This window comes from Chitinophaga sp. HK235 (assembly GCF_018255755.1).
Classification (GTDB): Bacteria; Bacteroidota; Bacteroidia; order Chitinophagales; family Chitinophagaceae; genus Chitinophaga.
In genome coordinates this window covers 679250-698355 of the sequence record NZ_CP073766.1, presented here as the reverse complement: position 1 = coordinate 698355, position 19106 = coordinate 679250, and the positions used below count along the sequence as shown (strand labels likewise).

The window sequence follows — 19106 nt, the reverse complement described above, 5'->3', positions numbered from 1 at the left end:
CGGTCCTCTTGCTATATGTCGATTTGCTACTCTTTATTTGATAATGGCAAAAGTGAGGGTAACTGTTTGCTGTTTATTTGGTTCATCTTTAAAATATCCGGTACCCGTCACCTTAAAGCTGCTGCCATTGATTTTCTCCCCTTTATAGGTTCCTGTAAAATCATCATCAGCATGTCCTTCCATGCTACCATCTGCCTTCAGGCTCCAGTTGAATGTCTCCCGCTGCGGGCTTCCGGCGCATTTGTCAGCACTGTCATCCTGCACACCGGTGCCATCCGCAAAATATTCGGTATAATCATCTTTCATACAAGCTGGCAGAACAGCGTATACATCTGTAATAATATGTCCTTCTCCATCGTCCATACCAGGATTAACGGTATAGCCAGTCATCTGCCATTTTTTACCTACGAGAAATTCTTTGCCAAAAGGAGCATCTTTAGGGGTATCCTTGTCTTTCTTACAATAGGTGAACAAAAGCATGGACAACATCACTATTGTTGGGGCAAACCATTTAAAAACCGATTTTTTCATGACTAAGTATTTATGGGGTTATTGCATGCAAACCTACTACCTGCAAGGGGTTACACGCTCAGTAGAAATACTTAATTGAAAAAACCGGTACAAGTCACAACACAACAAAAAACAGCAAAGGCGCAAAGCTGAAGATACTTTGCACCTTTGTTGATTTGAAGACGATGGAATTATTTTATGCATTGCAGCCAGGCTTCGGCCATCAGCTGTGCACCCGCTACGCTTGGATGCACGCCATCGGGTGTCCAGTAGACAGCAGGAGCTGATTGTTGGGCTTTATCATAAATAGCCTGGTAGGGAATAAAAGTTGCTTTGTATTTATCTGCCAATTCACGGGCAGCAGCACGGTATTCATTGAAAACAGGATACCATTTTTCATCTACCGCCTTTACGCCTTTTACAGCAAAAGGTTCACCGATGATCAGCTGCAGATCAGGCAACGCCTGTTTGGTGCGGTCCAGCAGTTTGTCGTAGTCATCACGGTATACTTTGGAAGTACCTTTATAGTTTCCGTTGAGAGTATGCCAGAAATCGTTGACCCCAATCAGGATACTGAGCACATCGGGCTTCAGTTGCAGGCAATCAGTATCCCAGCGTTCTGCCAGCTGATACACTTTATTACCGCTGATACCTTTGTTATAAAATTTCAGGTTATCGCCTGCCCGCTTCAGCAACAGAGAAGCTGCTGTCAGATGCGGATATCCGCCTCCCAGTGCCTGACCATTGTTGGGATCGGCTGCATCCCGCTTGCGGCCCACATCTGTAATGGAATCCCCCTGAAAAAGGATCACACCTTCTTTTTTGATAGTTACTTTTTTGATCTTATCCGCCACTACAGCAGCAGACACTATCTGAGGGATGCTAATGGCAGCAAGGCTCCCCAGGGAAACGTTTTTAAGGAAGTTTCGACGGTTCGAGTGATTCATAACGGATTTTTAAAATGATGAAGGCTTTACGGGCGTGCCCTGTAAAGCCTTAAATCTATAAAAAAGATTCTGATTTTTTATACAAACGAGCTGATACCGGTAATAGCACGGCCTACAATCAGCGAGTTGATTTCCTTTGTCCCTTCGTAGGAATATATAGCTTCGGCATCTGCCACAAAACGGGCCACATTATATTCCAGCAGGATACCGTTTCCGCCCATTACTTCCCTCGCCCCTCTTACCACATCCCTTGTACGCAGGGTACAGAACACTTTTGCCAGGGAGGCATGTTCATCTTTCAGCCCTCCTTCATCCTGTATCTCAGACAGCCGGTATACCATCGTCTGCATAGCGGTGAGGTTGGACAACATTTCCACCAGATGCCCCTGTATCAGCTGAAAGGAAGCAATCGGTTTCCCGAATTGTTCACGGCTACGGGTATACGCCAATGCGTTTTCATAGGCACCACGGGCACAGCCTACTGCCTCCCAGGCCACGCTGGCACGTGTCATGCGGAGCACCTTGCTGGTATCCCTGAAGCTATTGGCCCGCTGTAAGCGGTCAGATTCCGCTACGCGACAGTCTTTCATGGAGATGAGGCCATTCTGCACAATACGCAGGGCCATCTTATCATGCATTTTCTCTACCGACAAGCCCGGTGTACCTTTCCGCAACAGAAAGCCTTTCACCTGGTTATCATCCACATCCCTGGCCCAGATCACGATCACATCCGCAAAGGTGGCGTTGCCGATCCATTTTTTATGGCCATTCAATATCCAGGTATCCCCTTCCCGTTTGGCCGTGGTCGTTAGCCCGCCGGCAGCACCGGAACCAACTTCCGGTTCTGTAAGTCCAAATGCCCCGATTGTTTTCAGCTGCTGCATGCCGGGCAACCATTCATCTTTCTGCGCTTCAGAACCCAGCAGATAGATGGACCCCATCGCCAACCCACTCTGCACCCCAAAGAAAGTAGCAATGGATGCATCCACCCTGGCCATTTCCATCGCAATAATCCCTTCCATCAGATAAGAACGGTTGGGACATCCATAACCATCATAGGTAACACCACAGATATTCAGCTCCCTGAACTTCGGGATAATTTCAAACGGAAATTCCGCTTTCATCCAATACTCATTAACAATAGGCTGAATCTCCTTCTCCATAAAAGCCCGCACCTTCAGCTGCAGCGCCCGGTCTTCTGCATTCAGCCGGCTGCTCAGGTCATAAAAATCCCCGTCAATCGGTGGTAGTTTTTTCTTGCCTCCTCTGCTGGTCAGCATCTTCATCAAACCATTCAACTGCTGGTCATCCATTTTGGCAACAGTAGCCATCACCTGCGACAGGTCTACCTTCTCAGACAGTTTCGCCAGCATTTTGAAATCGATGCTCTTCAGCAGATGATAGGCATTCTTCAATTTTGAAAACGTTCCGGACATACTACATGGTTTTATGTGAAAATACGAATTGCGGGCCAAAGACGGAAAGAGGTTGTCATCCTTTCCTCCCTTGGCCCGCATCAGCTTAAAGAAAAGCGTTTATTGTTCCCGGAACTTACCCTCCGGCGTTATCTGCAGTGTCTTATCCTCTGTTAATATCTTCGCTGAACCGGAAAGTATACTGCTGGCAGCAGCGTTATCATGCCGTTGTCCTGGTTCATCCCTGGCACAAACAAGCTGAAAGTCTGCTTCACTGAGATTTTTATACATCACATAACGGTCTGTAATCTTCTTATCTGCCCCAATGATATACAACTCTGCCAGCTGTGCTCCGTTATTCTGATAAAAATGTACCCATACCTCTATCTTGTTGGAGACACTAAAGCTAGCATCAAACAGCATCGTATTAAAATCCGGTCCCTGAATGACCTCTTCAAAACTTTCTTCTGATTCCATTTTAAGAAAAGTATGGAATGCCCTCCTGATCCCTTCCGCGGAGAAAGAAGGGCTTGTATAGGTCATCTCGTTGATGGCTGCCCGGAATTTTCCATTCCCGTCTACATGATAGGTAATCTTCCGTAGTAACTTACTTTTCGGGTCCAATATAGACGAGCCTTCCTCAGGGGATGCTGTTTCATTCACAGTTGCACTGCCATCTTCATGGTTAACAGCATCGTATGAACGAAACACGTAATCTTCATCATGTGTGGTCGTATACAGGTTAATCCGGTCCGTCTCTTTTCCATCAGGGGAACAGGCTACCAACTGTACAGTCGTGTCCTGCATCTCACCATTTAATAGTGATTTATTATAGGCGTACAATAACAGGAATGATTTTCCGGGAAGTATTATTTTTCCGTAATGATAGATATCCAGCGGATCAAAATCAATTACTTCTTTATAGGCAAGCCAGGGTGTTAATCTGCACACTCTTTTCAAACGGGTAATATCCGGGATACATTCCAATCGTTTTTTCCAACAGGTAAATACCCACCTCCTCTCTTCCTATTTCCTTTCCTTCAGGTGTATAGGAAATCAGCAGTGTTTTTTGACAATCACTGCCTTTTCCACAGGAATAAACATACGAGACGATAACCGGAATAAAACTGTGTCTACCCAGCAAAATGCCCGCGGCCAACTGGTCGTATTTCTCCACAGCAAAAGGGCCTGGATTATCAATTAACCTCGGTGGAACAATATTGCCATCCTGTAATTTTATAACAGGCAGTCTTTTTAACCAGGCCTTTACCAATACAGGCGATACTGTTTGAACATCCGACGCTGTACCATTTTGTTCTGTATTGCGGGTATTGCAGGCAAAGAACAATAACACAGCCAGTAACCCACTAAAATGTTTCATGTGTATTGATACTATTGCACCTGAAATTTGCCTTCCGGCGTTATCAGCAGTGTTTTATCTTTGAGGCGAATAGTAGCAGGGCCTTTTAACAACGCCTTTTTATCAGGGTCGGGATCTGACTCTCCTTCGATAGTAGTTTTATCTTTTGCCGATGCTTTCTCGTAAGACACGTTTTTCAGCGTATTGTATATTATGTGATGATCCAGCACGTGCAATTCAGTATCTACAGTATACAACTCTACCAGTTGTTCCTGACCATTATCATAAACATGCACCCGTACATACATGTTTTTTTCCTGAGGGATCGTAAACAAAGGCTGGTCAAGCTCCGTATCAGGCTTGTCCACATCCTTTCTCCTGGAAACCAGCATCTCCTTCAGATTTGTCGTTGAGAAATCACTACTGTTGTATTCTCTGGCTTTTAACTCCCGTACCAGTTTCCCTTCCTCATTGGGTTTGTAAATAACCTTATCCGACACCATTGATGAAAAATAAAAGACATCCCCCATCTGGTCCTCATTGGACTCCTCCGTTACACTGATGGTACCATCGGCAGCAATGGTGGCATTTTTACTGGCATCATAGAGACCTTCCGAAGCATAAATTCCATTGAGCCGTACCCGGTCGGTTTCCTTTCCGTCAGATGTGTAGGCAATCAACTGTACAGTAGAATCCATCTCTGCTTCATCCCCATACATCTGCGCGGCGGCATAAAGGAGGTAAACCCTTTTACCTGGCAATGGGATCTTACCATAATGGTAAAATCTGATATCATTAAAATAAAGTACACCGCTGAAGTCATAGTAAGGCGTAAGCAGCGACAGGGGCTTTAGCTGGGCCAGGTCCGGCATGGTGATGTTTAACGGGGTCGTCAGCATATTAAAACGTCCGGCGAATGCTTCGAAAGATTCCGTTTCCTGCGGAATAACTGTCACCTCGCCCTGCTGGCTTATCTTATACTGTTTCATCCTCGCCTTGTTTTCGCCGGAATTGTCCCCACCTTTCCGGACAGTATACCAGATCTCTTTCACCAGTACAATAGAGTCATTTTTTATCTCCGGCCATTTGTGCAGGTAATTGGACTCATCTTCGCGGGTCTCCTGTTTTTCGCGGCCTATTTCCTGCCTGGCAATTTCTTTACCATCGGGTGTATAAGTGAGCAACAGGGTAACAGAACCAGATTCCTTCTCTTTTGTTTCACACCAGGCGATTACGGCCATATAACTTTTACTTCGGGAAAGTATGCCGGCAGAGATTTTTTTAAAGCCGCCAGCGGCAAAGGGACCAGGGTTATTGGTAACATCTTCCAGGGAATAAATATCGATTGGCTTCTCCATCATCTTCAGGGCTTTGGACCACGCCTGAAAATTAAAAGGTACTGTTCTGACCGTATCTGCATGCTCTTCCGTAGTGGCATGACCGTTATTGGTATTACATGAAAAGCATGCCATCAAAGGCAAAAGGATTAACATACTTGCTAATCTTTTCATAGGGAAGGTGTTTTGGGGTGGCAATATAATAAATTACGGGCACGAATACACGGGAAGATAAGATCAGCAGGATTATTTTACAGGATTATTAAGGGAAAGATGATAATCACCGGATAATCCTGCTGATCACTTAGTATTACTTAGTCCTGCGCAATTAAAAAGTTCTTACGCAGTCTGATGTCTTCCGAGGAACTACCAATCAAGACCTCAAACTCGCCCGGCTCCACGGTGTAGTTCATATTTTTGTCCAGTAGGGCCAGGTGTTCCGGATGGAGTGTAAAGTTGACAGTTTTCTTTTCTCCCGGTCCCAGAGAGATCCGCTCAAAACCGCGCAGTTGCATTACATAGGTTGTCACGCTGCTTACTTTGTCTTTAACATAGAGTTGCACCACTTCATCACCTTTTCGTTTGCCCGTATTAGTTACCTCCACACTTACCTGAATATCTCCCTGTGAACGTTGTTTTTCAGGAGACACCACCAGATTGCTGTACGTGAAGGAGGTATAACTGAGACCATAGCCGAAGGGATACAGGGCACCATTTACACTGGTGCGGCCAAAACCATTATTACCAGATGATGGCTGGTCCGCATGTGAACCGGGTTTGAAGGGAAAGTTGAGTTCTATCTGCCCCAGCGATTTGGGGAAGGTGACAGACAAACGGCCACCAGGGTTGTAATCACCGAAAAGTGTTTCTGCGATGGCAGTACCGCCCTGAGGGCCGGGGAACCAGGCTTCCAGAATAGCAGGCAGGTTTTGCTGCTCCCAGTTAATCGTCAGCGGTTGTCCATTGATTAGCACTGCTATTACCGGTTTACCGGTAGCATGGAGGGCCTGCAGCAACTGCAGTTGTCTGCCGGGCAGTGAGAGATCAGTGCGGGAGAGACTCTCTCCCACTCTTTTTTCATCCTCGCCCACCACAGCAATAACCACATCTGACTTACGGGCCATTTCCACCGCTTCCGCGATAGTCGCCTGTTCGCTGGCATCCAACGGTGTAGGAACGATTTCCGTACCTGGCCATCCCGGATTCACGATATCACATCCTTTAGCATACATCACATTCACCTCCTTGCCTGCCTGCTGACGGATACCGTCCAGCACAGTGGTAACAGGATTATTGGAAGGACCATAGCGACTGATAGCATGGGTAGAGGCAGCCGCCAGCGGACCCGTAACGAGGATATTTTTGAGTTGTTTTTTATCCAGAGGTAATGTTTCTTTTTCATTTTTAAGCAGCACCAGGGATTCGCGGTTCAGTTGCAGGGCAAAGGCTTCGTCATCAGTTGTGTGTACACCTTTGTCAGCCAGTCTGGGATCTGCATAAGGCTTATCAAACAGCCCCAGTCTGAACTTCACCCGTAATACATCCGCCACACGGCTGTCGAGCGTTTTCATAGACAACTGGCCTTCCTTCACCAGCTCCCGGAGAGGCGTGATAAAGTCTTCCGGCGGGGTGAAGTTGGTACGTACGTTCAGTCCGGCTTCCACCGCCTGCCATACAGCATCCTTATAATCGGCTGCCACATGGTGTTTGCTGAAGAGGTATTCTACCGCTTCACTGTCGGAAACAACATATCCATCGAAACCAAATTCCTTCCGCAGCAGCTGTGTCAGGAAATAATAGCTGCCGGTCACAGGTTCTCCGTCCCAGTCATTGTAGCTGCTCATGACACCCATTGGATGGGCTTCCTGTATTACACGGCGGAAGGGATACAGGTAAATCTGATGCATTTCGCGTGGGGCTACGTGCGGGTCGGTACGGGCATTGCCATCCCGGCCTCCTTTGGGCACGCTATATACGGCGTAGTGTTTGAGTGTGGCCGCCACCCCTTCACTTTGTACACCCAGGGTCATCTGTTTGCCCAGCTCCGCAATGAGGAAAGGATCTTCGCCATAACACTCTACTACCCTGCCCCAGCGGGGATCGCGGGCAGGGTCCAGGATAGGGACATATATATTGGTATATCCCAGCAGCCTGGCTTCGCGGCCGGCGATATGTCCGGCCCGGGACACCAGTGCTTTGTTCCAGGTGCTGCCGATGCCGATGGGGGCACAGAAAGGTGTGGCCCTGTCGTGGCAGAGGCCGTGGATGGCTTCATTAGTGAAGTCAACCGGAATACCCAGCCTGGTTTCTTCTATAAACCAGCGCTGAACGGTGTTGATGGCGGCCGTGTGTTTGCTATAGGGGAAAGACCACTGGGTTTGGGCCTTTTTATTGAACGGAAGGCTGTTAAGTTCCTCATCGATGTTGGCGATCCCGTCTTTCCACACTTTGTTGTTCCATTCGGGAGCAGGCATTTCATCTTTCAGCACCCGGCCATAGCCGTAAAGTGTTGCCATCTGGCAGGTCTTTTCGTCCAGTGTCATCTGCGAGAGCAGATCGGCCACCCGGTTTTCCACCGGCTGTGCGGGATCTTCAAAGATGTCTTTTTTACCGTTTTTGTTAAAGTCTATCCAGCCCTGCCGGTAAATAGGCGACTGTTTCTGTGCCATAGCGGAGCTGCCTGTCAGGGCAAATGCCAATGCTATCGCGGAAAAAGATTTAATCTGTTCGTGCATGCTTTTTGTGCCATTATCAGCAGGCGCCTAAGTTACAGGCCTGGGCACCGGATTACAAATAATGCCGAAAATTGCACCAGTATCGGTGAAGATTATAGAAATGATAAAAAAACGGTTGCATAATAACTATGCAACCGGTGGTAACTAAAAAAACACAAACTAAAAACTGAAAAGACATTACAGCATATAGGCTTAGGCGTTATACACTGATAACGCAGAAATTAGGGTATCCCCCTATTGAGGAAAAATAAAAAATACCTACATTAGCGGGGTTCAATTCATCATTAAAAACTCTTTGAAGGTTAAATGATAACATCACCTTCTTATCAAGCATATAATGAGCTTTTCCATTCCCTGTATGGTGAGTTGTGTAATTACGCAAATAGTTTTCTGGATGATGATGCTGCTGCAGAAGATGTAGTACAGGAAACATTTATCAAACTATGGCAGAAACACCGGGAATTGATCGGTATTCCGAATATAAAAGCCTATCTGTACAGGGCTGTACGTAATAATTCCATCTCAGTTTTGCGAAAGCGGAATGCTGAGGAGGCAGGCAACAAAGGCTTTGAATGGGTGGCGGATGTCAGTGATGATCCCGATGCCCTGGAAATAAAAGAAGCCAAGCCTTTTTATGAACAGCTGATTTATGAGGCAATTGCCAACCTCCCCCCTCAATGCAGGGAGGTGTTCACCTGTTGCCGCCTTCAAGGTATGACGCACCAACAGGCTGCCACCAAGCTGGGATTGTCTGCCAAAACGGTTGAGAACTATATGGGGAGAGCCCTTAAACTGCTCCGTAAATACCTGGGCCAGTATGGGTTACCCGGGATTTTATTTTTTTTGTTAAATATATTTAACAAATAATAGGGGGTATGACCACCTTTGCCCGTTTTAACTTTAGAGCACACTGTAATTAACATGGATACCTACATATATGAAATAGTCGCCAAGCAACTGTCATCGCAGTCCTCACCTGAAGAAGACGCTGTTCTTCAGCAATGGCGGGAGGCATCTGCGGAAAATGAGGCGGAATACCAGAAAACCCGGCAGATATGGCAGGACACTCCCAGCCGTCTCCCTCAGCAAAAACAATTTGATACTGCAGCCGCGTGGAATAAAGTAGACCGAGCCCTTCATCAGGCAGCGCCTGTCAGGACTATCCGCATGGCCACCATTAAATACGCAGCGGCGGCTGTATTATTAATAGCGCTGACTGCCGGCGCCTGGTGGCTCGCCAGCCGTCCGTCATTGAAAGTACAGGAACTGGCTGCCAACGATGGTAAAATCAAAAGCCTGGAACTGTCAGACAAATCCATGATCACCCTGCGCCCAGGCGCCAGAATCAAATATTCCGAAGGAGCCGAACGTGTGGTAGAGCTCGAAGGCGAAGCCTACTTCGAGGTAGCCGTTGACCCGCGCCATCCTTTCGTGGTAAAAACACCTAACCAGTCTATTGTAGAAGTACTGGGTACCTCCTTTACCGTAAAAACAGTCGATGCCCATACAACCGTTATCGTTACCTCCGGTAAGGTAAAACTGGGCATGGAAAACGACACATCCTCTGTAATCCTTACCAGTGGCCAAAAAGGCACTTGGGGAGATGGTCAGCTCAGTGCTGCCGACAACGATGATCCCAACTTTATGGCATGGAAAACCGGAATTTTGCAATTTAATGATCAATCACTTGTTGAAATATTGCCACAATTAGCCGACTTTTACGGTAAAGTCATCAGGATTGAGGATAGTTATCAGGCTACTGCTGCCCAGCAGAAAGCTACGATCAGCTTCCAGGACCAGTCTTGTGACGAGGTTTTGCATGAATTACAACTTTTGCTTGGTTTCAACTACAGACAGGAAGGCGATACGATCGTCATCAGCAAGTAGCTTACTAAACCATTTTATCAGATATGCCTTTCATTACCTTCTGCTGATACTGCCGGCGGCACATTTGCGCGCGCAAACCAAGCAGGACGCTATCCTGCAACAGTCTTATTCACCGCCAGCCAAAGAAGGTTCCATCCTCTTCTACATACAGGACATCCAGCGCCAGACCGGCATCAATATCTCCTATAGCTCCAGTTTTCTGCATCTCAACAAAAAAGTGCAGTTAACAGGCAATGAACACAGTACCGGACAGGTGCTTACCAGCATCCTGCAAGGTACCGGTATTCAGGCCGCCGCTATCAATGGTAAAATCTTTCTGCTGCGGGAAACCTCCCAAACCCAATATTATACCATCAGCGGGTTTGTAAAGGAAGAAAACAGTAAGGAAATCATCATCGGCGCCTCCATTTACGACCCGGTCACCCGCAAAGGCACCATCAGCAACTCTTATGGCTTCTTTAGCATCCAGGTGCCAGACAGCTGTACCAGTATCGTCTTCTCTCATGTAGGCTACGAAACAGTGACACAGCGCCTGCCCCCTCCCGACGACGGCCAGCTCGACATCCATATGGAGCCCCGCAACCCGCTGCAACCAGTAGTCGTGACAGGCGACCAGGACTCAGTAACACTGCAGGCCGGCTATATCAAAATGCCGGTAGGCTACGTTTCCAACTTCCCGGCGCTGCTTGGCGAAAAGGATGTGCTGAAATCCCTTCAGCTTTATCCCGGTACCGGCAGCTCCCTCGAAAGCAGCAGTAACCTGCTGATACGTGGTGGTGGTGCCGACCAGAACCTTTACCTGCTCGATGGTGTTCCACTCTATCATACCGGCCACCTCTTTGGACTGTTCTCCATATTCAACGGTGACGCACTGAAAGACGTGTCTCTCTATAAAGATGCCTTCCCTGCCCGCTACGGCGGCCGCCTGTCTTCTGTTGTGGATATCCGCACCAAAGACGGTAACATGAAAGGCTGGCACGGCAAAGCCACCATCAGCCCGGTATCGGCCAGCACAGAACTGGAAGGCCCCTTCGTTAAGGATAAAAGCGCCATGTTCCTCTCCTTCCGCCGATCCCTGATCGATGGGCTGTATGGAAGACAACTCACCAGACAGTACGGGAAATATGCGCTCTATGATGTTAACTTCAAGCTGAACCAGATCATCAACAACAAAAACAGGATCTACCTCAGCTTCTACAAAGGGCAGGATAACATGACTATCCCTAAAGACAACATCTTATTCCCGCTTCCGGAAGATTATAAATTTGCCTGGAGCAATATCACGGCTGCCCTCAAATGGACCAAGGTGATCACTCCCAGGATATTTACCAATACCACTGCCAGCTATAGTCGTTTTTACAACCTGTTTTCCCAGAGTGCCATCATTAAAATCCCTCCTGACCAATCATTACTGATCAACGGGAAAGGGGTATCCAGAAACAGGGATATCGCCCTGCACAATGAAACAGAGTTTACCATCAGCAATACACAGCGGCTGTCTTTCGGCGGTGGCTACACTTACCATAATTTTGCGCCCACAGCCTACACCAGTAACGTAAATCCGGGTGATGCCATCAAACGTGAAGCACCCAAATATTACATGTCTGAATTCACCTTATATGGGGAAGATGAGCTGCGTTTCAACAATGATAAATTCATTGTAAGACCCGGGCTCCACCTGGGCGCACTGGCACAAAGCCATTCTTTTTATTCCAGTCTCCAGCCACGTCTGATGATACGGTGGAATCTGCCGAATGCCCAGTATATTCAGGCTTCCTACGCCCAGATGACACAGTTCATTCACCAGCTGACCACCCCTGTAATCAATCTGCCCACCGACCTGTGGGTGCCCAGCACTGAAAATATCAAACCTGAACAAGCCTATTCCTACAGCCTCTCCTATCAGAAACAGTGGGACAACAAATGGCGGTTCAATGTCAATATCTACTACAAACAACTGAATGATCTCGTTGCCACCAATACGGTGCTCAACATCTTCGACAACTCCGATCTGTGGGAGAAAAAAGTAATCAGTGGCAAAGGCTACAATTATGGCAGCGAATTATTGCTGGAAAAAAACACCGGCAGGCTGACCGGTATTTTCTCTTACACGCTGGCCTGGGCCTGGCGTGAGTTTTCCCGTATGAACGCCGGTAAAATGTTCCCTTACAAAGAAGACCGCCGCCACAATCTTTCACTGGCGCTCAAATACCGGCTGAAGCCCGGATGGAGTCTGTCTGCCTCCTGGAAATTCTCCAGCGGTGCACCATTCACCCTCCCGGCACAGATATTCCCTGACTACGACTGGGGCCGCAACATCAATGGTAAGCTGGACGAACGTTATTCACCTTTTGCCAATAACCAGATCAATTATCTGCCATATATCACACGGCTTAACAATTTCCGGTTAAGAGCCGTACATCATCTTGACCTGGGCACCAACATTTACCTTGGCCATACTAACGCTATCTACCATACACTCACAGCCGGTATCTACAACATCTATTCCCGTAGCAATCCGTTTATTGTGAGTTACGACCAGTTTGTTACTACGACCTATGATGAAATTTATCCGTTGCAGCTGTATCAATACAGTTTATTCCGGACATTACCATATATCAGTTACACACTCAAATTTTAGTGATGAAGTACCTGTTTCAATTTTTGTGCGTTTTTAGTGTTGCAGTTTTAACAGGATGTATACACGAACTACCGGTTCCTCCTTCCGGAAGTAAGCCCAGGGCTGTTGTATACAGTGAACTGGTGGCTGGTAAAAAAGTGGAGATGCGTATTGGCAAAAGCAAGTCGGTAGGACAGGATGTTGATAATAATTTTGAAACGATAACAGACGCCACTGTTCAGCTTCAGGACATGAACGGAACCCTGCTTGAACAATTGCATTATGTGAAGGACACCAGTACCAACATGGCCTTTTACAGGGGCAACACCCGAATAGAAAGCAACAGAGCCTACAAGGTGAAGGTGGAAATGCCGGGTGTAGGTCTTGCTACCGCCTTTCCTGTAACTCCGGGCCCCATCAAGGTGGAGCTACAGGATACGCTCCGTACCACGCTCAACGGCCGACCGGTGTTAAGGTTTCATTTTAATATACAGGGGTCTAGCGCCAAACAATTTATTGTGATGGAAGCCCTTAAACAAATGGTACAGCTGGACACTGTTTTTTTCTATAACCAGCAACGGTACAGGGTGAGAGACCGCCGCGCACTTTTTAATCAGGTGAAAGATCTGCCCGGTGTCACTTTCTATAAAGACACCCTCTACCTGAACAGTTATCTCCGCATCCCCTGCTATACGCAGGATGAAAATGCAGACAACAATCAGGTGGGCGGGCTCAATGAAAACTATAACAGTATTCTGTTTACACAGAATAGCAACAAGCCGCTCAATACCCTGCTGTACATCAATGCCACTGCGCTTACTGCCGGCAGTACTGAAGGCGGGGATCCTCCAATTGGCCGCGTACTGGTCAATGTAAAATCCGTGAGTCCGGATTATTACAACTTTCTGCTGACCTACGAAAAAGTAAGGCGTAACCCGGGTCTTAACAGCCTGATACAGGCCATCCAGCTACGTAACAATGTTGCTAACGGCCTCGGCATAGTAGGCGGTTGCAGCCAGATGTCCTATTCCTTATATTACGATAAGTTATAGTACTGCTGTCACTACAGGAAAAATTGGGCACGGTGTTAAATTTCCGCATTCACTGCATTCCTGGCTCACTTTGCGTCCTTTGCGATTTTAATTCATCCCGATTCCGTATTTTTGGGATATGATACCAGCATTTACGATAAGCGAAAGGACACAGCATTTTCTTGGACTGGAAGAGCAATACGGCGCCCACAACTACCACCCTTTACCGGTAGTACTGGAGCGTGGAGAGGGTGTTTTTTTATGGGATGTGGACGGTAAGCGTTATTACGATTTTCTTTCCGGCTATTCAGCTGTTAACCAGGGACACTGCCATCCCCGGATCATTGCGTCACTGATAGAACAGGCGCAGAAACTGACATTGACTTCCCGTGCATTTCACAGTGACTTGCTGGGAGAATATGCCAGATTTATTACCGATTATTTTGGTTATGATAAAGTATTGCCCATGAATACGGGTGTGGAGGCGGTGGAAACAGCGCTGAAACTCTGCCGGCACTGGGCTTATATAGTAAAGGGTATTCCGGAAAACAAGGCAAAGATCATTGTCTGCGCCAACAATTTCCATGGCCGTACCCTGAATGTGATTTCTTTCAGCACCGACCCGGTAGCCCGCAATAACTTCGGGCCCTATATGACGGGTTACGAGGTGATCCCTTACAACAACCTGACAGCACTGGAACAGGCCTTACAAGACAAAACCGTAGCTGGTTTTCTGGTAGAGCCAATCCAGGGAGAAGCTGGCGTGGTAGTGCCGGACGACGGCTATCTGTCTAAAGCCCGCGCCTATTGCCAGGATGCCAATGTATTATTCATCGCCGATGAAATACAGACAGGCCTTGCCCGTACCGGCCGTATGCTGGCCTGCGACCATGAAAATGTACGTCCTGATATTCTGATACTGGGTAAAGCCTTATCCGGCGGAACCCTGCCGGTAAGTGCAGTCCTTGCGGATGATGAAATCATGCTGACCATCAAACCAGGTGAACATGGTTCTACGTACGGTGGCAACCCGCTTGCCTGTAAAGTTGCTATTACAGCACTGCAGGTATTGAAAGATGAGAAGATGGCCGAGAATGCCGTAGCGATGGGCCAGTTGCTACGCAACGGTCTGCAGGAGCTGCAATCACCTTTTATCACTACTATCCGTGGTAAAGGGTTGTTAAACGCTATCGTCATCAAACATCCGGATCCGGAAGCAGCCTGGGACCTGTGCCTTACACTGAAAGAAAATGGCCTGCTGGCCAAACCCACACACGGCGATAAAATCCGTTTTGCACCACCGCTGGTCATCAATGCCACCCAGGTAACGGACTGCGTTCAGATCATTCAAAAAAGCATGGAAAAGGCATTCCGCTAACTGGAAAGTATGACAGCATCACATAAAGCCATCCGCAGTTCCGGGTGGAAAACCGACTTCATGATTGGCTTTCCCGATGGATTGTTCCTGCTATTTTTTGCTACCCAGGTCATGCAGACCTTCCCCATGGAAGTGCAAACCTTCTACAATATCCATCTGGGCATCTGTATCGCCGGAAGCCTCCTGGTAATATATAGCACCTACCAGGCCAATAAAGGCGATGCCCAGCATGATAGCCTCCTCCTGTCTGATGAAGAACGACAGAAGCTGCAAAAGCTGGACATCCATGACAACACCATCGCCCATATTGAGGATGAAATGAAAAAAGATGCTGTATTATGGGAAACCACCCTTCAGCAGGAACAGGTAGTGGAAACTACGTTTAACCGTAGCCGTGCTGTACGCAGTGCTTTATTTGCTGCCTTCTTTTTTTTACTGGGAGCGTCTTTGTCGTTCGGACCTTATTTGTCCAACGAGAATTTCGGGGCTGCCTCACAAACCAGTATGATGCTGGTTTTCCTCGGATTAACAGTATTCAGTTTTATAAAAGCTAAAATAACGAACCAGCGCCCATTACCAGTTGTATTACGTTACTGGATAATGGGCGCCGGAGTATTTTGCGGAGCGTGGGTATTACATAAAATATTCTGATCAGGGACGTGTACGGGTAAACAGTACACATACAAACACCACTGCCGCTGCTGCTACTGAAACATAGAGCGCAATGCCCGTTTGCGGGCAGATGCCAGCTTCACAACGCGAAAAAAGCAACATATTACGGAAGGTCCAGGCCAACAGGAAACCAGCTACAAACAGGTTCATTCTTGCTACCCATTTATTTTTGGACAGGAAGATGAGGGCCGCCGCTACTCCCAGGAAAATATTCAGTTTCCCCGGTTCTCCATAGCTGGACCCGGTAGTATTTAATCCTGTAAAAACCAGGTGCCGGCTTTCTATAGCAGCCCACGGGAAAAATGCGCAAATAATCACTACCACTACAGCAAGAATCCCGATAACAGAAGTTTTAGACATGTAATTCAATTTGTTAAAGACCGCAAGTTAGAGAATTTTGGTATTCTGGTATTTTGATATTTTGGTATTGGGATTATAAAATGTCAAAATACCAAAATATCAAAATACCAAAATATCATCCTTATTTTCCTCCAGGTTCGCAGTGCGCTCTCAGATAGTTGGTGTACAACGTAGAGAGGTGTGTAAAGGTACCACTACCTTCAGAGATGCTGTGGGTGCGGTTTGGATAGGCCATGAACTGTATCTGCTTGTTGTTTTTGATCAGTTCATTGAGCAGCATTTCTGCATTCTGGTAATGTACGTTATCATCACCGGTACCATGAATATAGAGCAGATTGCCTTGCAGGTTGTGGGCATAGGTGATGGGAGACCCTTTAACAAAATCCTCCCGGTTTTCTTCCGGAAGGCCCATATAACGTTCCTGATAGATGTTGTCATAGGTGAGCTGGTTACCTACCGCTGCAATAGCAATACCGGTTTTATAGATTTCAGGATACTGGAACAGGAGGTTAAGCGTCATGGAACCACCACCGCTCCAGCCCCACACCGCTGTACGGGCAGGATCAATGAAAGCATATTTTTTCATCAGCGCCTGGGCAGCCTGTGCCTGATCGCGGGCATTGAGCACGCCCACCTTACGATAGATACTTTTACGCCAGTAACGTCCTTTGGGAAGCGGTGTTCCTCTGTTGTCCATCGATACATAGATATAACCATCTGCAGCCATGTCTCCATTGTACAGGAAGTTGCGGCCTGCACCGATAGCGTCCAATGTAGTGGCGCCTGCGGGCTCACCATACACATAAAATACAACCGGATATTTTTTTGAAGGATTAAAATTCACCGGCTTATGCATCCATCCGTCAATAGTAACACCATCGGCAGTCTGAACCTGGAAATACTCCACACATTTACCCGCGGAGGCTGATTCCCGGATCGCTTTGGCGACAGCCTGGGTACTGCTGGTATGGCCAGGCAACTCCAGGTTTTCACTCACCGGATAGGTGCAGGCATTGCTGAACTGATGTATGGCCCAGGAGCTGGAAGGGGAAATATGGTATTCGTGTGTACCGGGTTGGTCGGCAGGTGTTACGCGTTCAGCTTTGCCACCGCTGAGCGATATTTTATACAGATACTGTTGTGTTGCATTATCCGGAGAGGCCATAAACCAGATCTGATTATTGGCTTCATCTATTTTGGCGATGCTGATCACATCATAGTTACCGGGTGTCAGCAACGTAGCTTTCCCGTTCTCTGCGTTGACGTTATAAAGATGGCGCCATCCGTCCTGTTCACTCACCCAGATGAATTCCTTTCCATTGCGGATAAAGTCCCATCCGGCAATATTATCATCATCCCAGCGGGATTTCACATCGATCCAGGCGCTATCTTTTTCTTCATACAGCGTACGTACTTTACCGTTAGTAGCATCGCAGAGCATAATTTTACTGTCGTTTTGCTTACGGTTAAGTTGCTGTATGATCAGTTGTTTTTTTCCGGGCACCCATTCCATCCGTGGAATATAGTGCTGTTGCGCATCGCCGGGCACTTCCAGCCATTGAGTACCGGCAGTCTGAATATCGACCACGCCTACACGGCAGGCAGAAGGGCTCTCTCCTGCTACGGGGTATTCTACCGGCACAGTGAAGGAATAGATGGAATCGGTATTGTTGATCATGAGGAAGTCGCGGATTTTGGTAGCATCAATCTGCCAGTAGGCAATGCTTTTGCTATCGGGGCTCCAACGGAAACCGTCGCGGCAGCCGAATTCTTCTTCATAGGCCCAGTCAAAAGTACCGTTAATAAAGCGGCGGGTACCGTTGGTAGTGAGCGCTTTGGTTTCGCCTGTTTTCAGGTCTTCCACATAGAGGTTGTGGTCACTGACATAGGCCGCCTTGCTGCCGTCGGGTGAGAGTTTGGCAAACATGAGGGAAGAAGCAGGTTTATCTTTACCCAACTGTTGCATTTTACCGGATGCCAGGTCCAGCAGCCAGTAATCGCCACGTGTTTCGTAACGCCATACTTTCTTTGCGTTGGTGTAGATCAGCAGTTTTTTTTCGTCAGCGGAAAAATAAAAATCCCGGATGGGAAGTGCTTTGGCGGTACCTGCCGGGGTGTATTGTGAGGAGGGTACTACCACGGTGGGAGCTGCTCCGGATAAGGGGCTGGCGACAATGCCCTCTGGTTCAGCCTTTAGTGTGGCCCGTCCATCGCGGGACCATCTGATTCCTTTTCCTGGTTGGGCAAACAGACTGGTGCTACTTACTGCCAACACGATGACCAATAGTGTTATTTTCTTCATTGTGGATATATAAAACACAATGGTAGCCAAAATTTTAGAAGTAAACTGCAACAATATTGACCAATTGATGCATCCGGTTGGTGATGGTTAACTTCGGAAGATAAAACCTTTTTTAACTTTTTTCGAGAGATGTGGATAAAAAAGTGGACATATTGAAAAAAAATAATTTCTTTTTTTCTATTTTTATGCAATTAATAACAATTAATTAATGATTATCAGCTGGTTATCAGACCTGCCAGCAGCATTTACTTTTAAATTATTATCCTGGAAAAACCATCTGGTTATGATACAAGTTACCTTATCTTATAAAAACCGCGAATTCTTCCAATTTGAAGACACTTTTCTGGCCCAGATTGCCGAGAACACCAAAAAACTGTTGTATGCCCTGCTAGAAGATATATATGACCTCCTTGCCCTTGAAAAAGGCCATTTTCGTATCAACCTGGACAATCATCCTAAAATAGAAGTGGAAGGCTTCAGTACCGACCTCCGCAATCAGATTGAGCGTACCCTGCGTGGTGAATACGATTACGATTATTGATCTGTAGCTGA

16 protein-coding genes are annotated in these 19106 nt (G+C 47.2%); 7 read left to right on the top strand and 9 right to left on the bottom strand.

Annotated elements, in window-relative coordinates; translation table 11 throughout:
- Positions 1 to 33: 33 nt before the first annotated feature.
- The 7 genes from KD145_RS02065 to KD145_RS02035 all read right to left on the bottom strand — a co-directional run bounded on the left by KD145_RS02065 (position 34) and on the right by KD145_RS02035 (position 8304).
- Entirely contained in the window at positions 34 to 531 is a 498-nt protein-coding gene (locus tag KD145_RS02065) for a hypothetical protein (RefSeq protein ID WP_212004261.1), read from the bottom strand.
- Positions 532 to 701: 170 nt separating this feature from the next.
- Complete coding sequence (locus KD145_RS02060) at positions 702 to 1457, bottom strand: SGNH/GDSL hydrolase family protein (protein WP_212004260.1); 756 nt, start codon at positions 1455 to 1457, stop codon at positions 702 to 704.
- A 77-nt stretch (positions 1458 to 1534) separates the two neighbouring features.
- On the bottom strand, positions 1535 to 2893 hold the full coding sequence (locus KD145_RS02055; RefSeq protein WP_212004259.1) for an acyl-CoA dehydrogenase family protein: 1359 nt from the start codon (positions 2891 to 2893) through the stop codon (positions 1535 to 1537).
- Between the two features lie 99 nt (positions 2894 to 2992).
- Entirely contained in the window at positions 2993 to 3832 is an 840-nt protein-coding gene (locus KD145_RS02050) for a hypothetical protein (protein WP_212004258.1), read from the bottom strand.
- On the bottom strand, positions 3792 to 4253 hold the full coding sequence (locus KD145_RS02045) for a hypothetical protein (RefSeq protein WP_212004257.1): 462 nt from the start codon (positions 4251 to 4253) through the stop codon (positions 3792 to 3794). The genes KD145_RS02050 and KD145_RS02045 overlap by 41 nt, the downstream gene beginning before the upstream one ends.
- A gap of 11 nt (positions 4254 to 4264) precedes the next feature.
- Positions 4265 to 5743 carry a hypothetical protein gene (locus KD145_RS02040; protein ID WP_212004256.1) on the bottom strand — a complete coding sequence of 493 codons (1479 nt, stop codon included), beginning with the start codon at positions 5741 to 5743 and terminating at the stop codon, positions 4265 to 4267.
- 140 nt (positions 5744 to 5883) lie between these two features.
- Entirely contained in the window at positions 5884 to 8304 is a 2421-nt protein-coding gene (locus KD145_RS02035) for a glycoside hydrolase family 3 C-terminal domain-containing protein (protein WP_212004255.1), read from the bottom strand.
- Positions 8305 to 8610: 306 nt separating this feature from the next.
- Here KD145_RS02035 and KD145_RS02030 point away from each other — a divergent pair, with 306 nt between their 5' ends.
- From KD145_RS02030 to KD145_RS02005, 6 genes are all read left to right on the top strand, one after another.
- Positions 8611 to 9171: an RNA polymerase sigma-70 factor gene (locus tag KD145_RS02030; RefSeq protein WP_212004254.1), complete on the top strand. Its 561-nt coding sequence runs from the start codon at positions 8611 to 8613 to the stop codon at positions 9169 to 9171.
- 54 nt (positions 9172 to 9225) lie between these two features.
- Positions 9226 to 10191: a FecR family protein gene (locus tag KD145_RS02025; RefSeq protein WP_212004253.1), complete on the top strand. Its 966-nt coding sequence runs from the start codon at positions 9226 to 9228 to the stop codon at positions 10189 to 10191.
- Positions 10192 to 10255: 64 nt separating this feature from the next.
- Entirely contained in the window at positions 10256 to 12832 is a 2577-nt protein-coding gene (locus KD145_RS02020) for a TonB-dependent receptor (protein ID WP_212004252.1), read from the top strand.
- 2 nt (positions 12833 to 12834) lie between these two features.
- Positions 12835 to 13863: a DUF4249 family protein gene (locus KD145_RS02015; RefSeq protein ID WP_212004251.1), complete on the top strand. Its 1029-nt coding sequence runs from the start codon at positions 12835 to 12837 to the stop codon at positions 13861 to 13863.
- 118 nt (positions 13864 to 13981) lie between these two features.
- Positions 13982 to 15220 carry an ornithine--oxo-acid transaminase gene (gene rocD / locus KD145_RS02010; protein WP_212004250.1) on the top strand — a complete coding sequence of 413 codons (1239 nt, stop codon included), beginning with the start codon at positions 13982 to 13984 and terminating at the stop codon, positions 15218 to 15220.
- 9 nt (positions 15221 to 15229) lie between these two features.
- Positions 15230 to 15871: a VIT1/CCC1 transporter family protein gene (locus KD145_RS02005; RefSeq protein WP_212004249.1), complete on the top strand. Its 642-nt coding sequence runs from the start codon at positions 15230 to 15232 to the stop codon at positions 15869 to 15871.
- Here the strand turns inward: KD145_RS02005 and KD145_RS02000 are convergent, their stop codons facing one another.
- Together KD145_RS02000 and KD145_RS01995 are read right to left on the bottom strand one after the other, a co-directional pair.
- Positions 15872 to 16252: a hypothetical protein gene (locus KD145_RS02000; protein ID WP_212004248.1), complete on the bottom strand. Its 381-nt coding sequence runs from the start codon at positions 16250 to 16252 to the stop codon at positions 15872 to 15874.
- A 121-nt stretch (positions 16253 to 16373) separates the two neighbouring features.
- Complete coding sequence (locus KD145_RS01995; protein ID WP_212004247.1) at positions 16374 to 18554, bottom strand: DPP IV N-terminal domain-containing protein; 2181 nt, start codon at positions 18552 to 18554, stop codon at positions 16374 to 16376.
- A 283-nt stretch (positions 18555 to 18837) separates the two neighbouring features.
- Here KD145_RS01995 and KD145_RS01990 point away from each other — a divergent pair, with 283 nt between their 5' ends.
- A complete protein-coding gene (locus tag KD145_RS01990) occupies positions 18838 to 19095 on the top strand; it encodes a hypothetical protein (RefSeq protein ID WP_212004246.1) in 258 nt (85 codons plus the stop codon).
- Positions 19096 to 19106 lie beyond the last annotated feature (11 nt).

Bases quoted from the DNA above. Each gene is read 5' to 3' on its own strand.
- KD145_RS02030 (WP_212004254.1), top strand. From the start codon at position 8,611: ATGATAACATCACCTTCTTATCAAGCATATAATGAGCTTTTCCATTCC.
- KD145_RS02040 (WP_212004256.1), bottom strand. From the start codon at position 5,743: ATGAAAAGATTAGCAAGTATGTTAATCCTTTTGCCTTTGATGGCATGC.
- KD145_RS02015 (WP_212004251.1), top strand. From the start codon at position 12,835: ATGAAGTACCTGTTTCAATTTTTGTGCGTTTTTAGTGTTGCAGTTTTA.
- KD145_RS02065 (WP_212004261.1), bottom strand. From the start codon at position 531: ATGAAAAAATCGGTTTTTAAATGGTTTGCCCCAACAATAGTGATGTTG.
- KD145_RS02045 (WP_212004257.1), bottom strand. From the start codon at position 4,253: ATGAAACATTTTAGTGGGTTACTGGCTGTGTTATTGTTCTTTGCCTGC.
- KD145_RS02025 (WP_212004253.1), top strand. From the start codon at position 9,226: ATGGATACCTACATATATGAAATAGTCGCCAAGCAACTGTCATCGCAG.
- KD145_RS02060 (WP_212004260.1), bottom strand. From the start codon at position 1,457: ATGAATCACTCGAACCGTCGAAACTTCCTTAAAAACGTTTCCCTGGGG.
- rocD (WP_212004250.1), top strand. From the start codon at position 13,982: ATGATACCAGCATTTACGATAAGCGAAAGGACACAGCATTTTCTTGGA.
- KD145_RS02035 (WP_212004255.1), bottom strand. From the start codon at position 8,304: ATGCACGAACAGATTAAATCTTTTTCCGCGATAGCATTGGCATTTGCC.
- KD145_RS02000 (WP_212004248.1), bottom strand. From the start codon at position 16,252: ATGTCTAAAACTTCTGTTATCGGGATTCTTGCTGTAGTGGTAGTGATT.
- KD145_RS02055 (WP_212004259.1), bottom strand. From the start codon at position 2,893: ATGTCCGGAACGTTTTCAAAATTGAAGAATGCCTATCATCTGCTGAAG.
- KD145_RS02005 (WP_212004249.1), top strand. From the start codon at position 15,230: ATGACAGCATCACATAAAGCCATCCGCAGTTCCGGGTGGAAAACCGAC.
- KD145_RS01995 (WP_212004247.1), bottom strand. From the start codon at position 18,554: ATGAAGAAAATAACACTATTGGTCATCGTGTTGGCAGTAAGTAGCACC.
- KD145_RS01990 (WP_212004246.1), top strand. From the start codon at position 18,838: ATGATACAAGTTACCTTATCTTATAAAAACCGCGAATTCTTCCAATTT.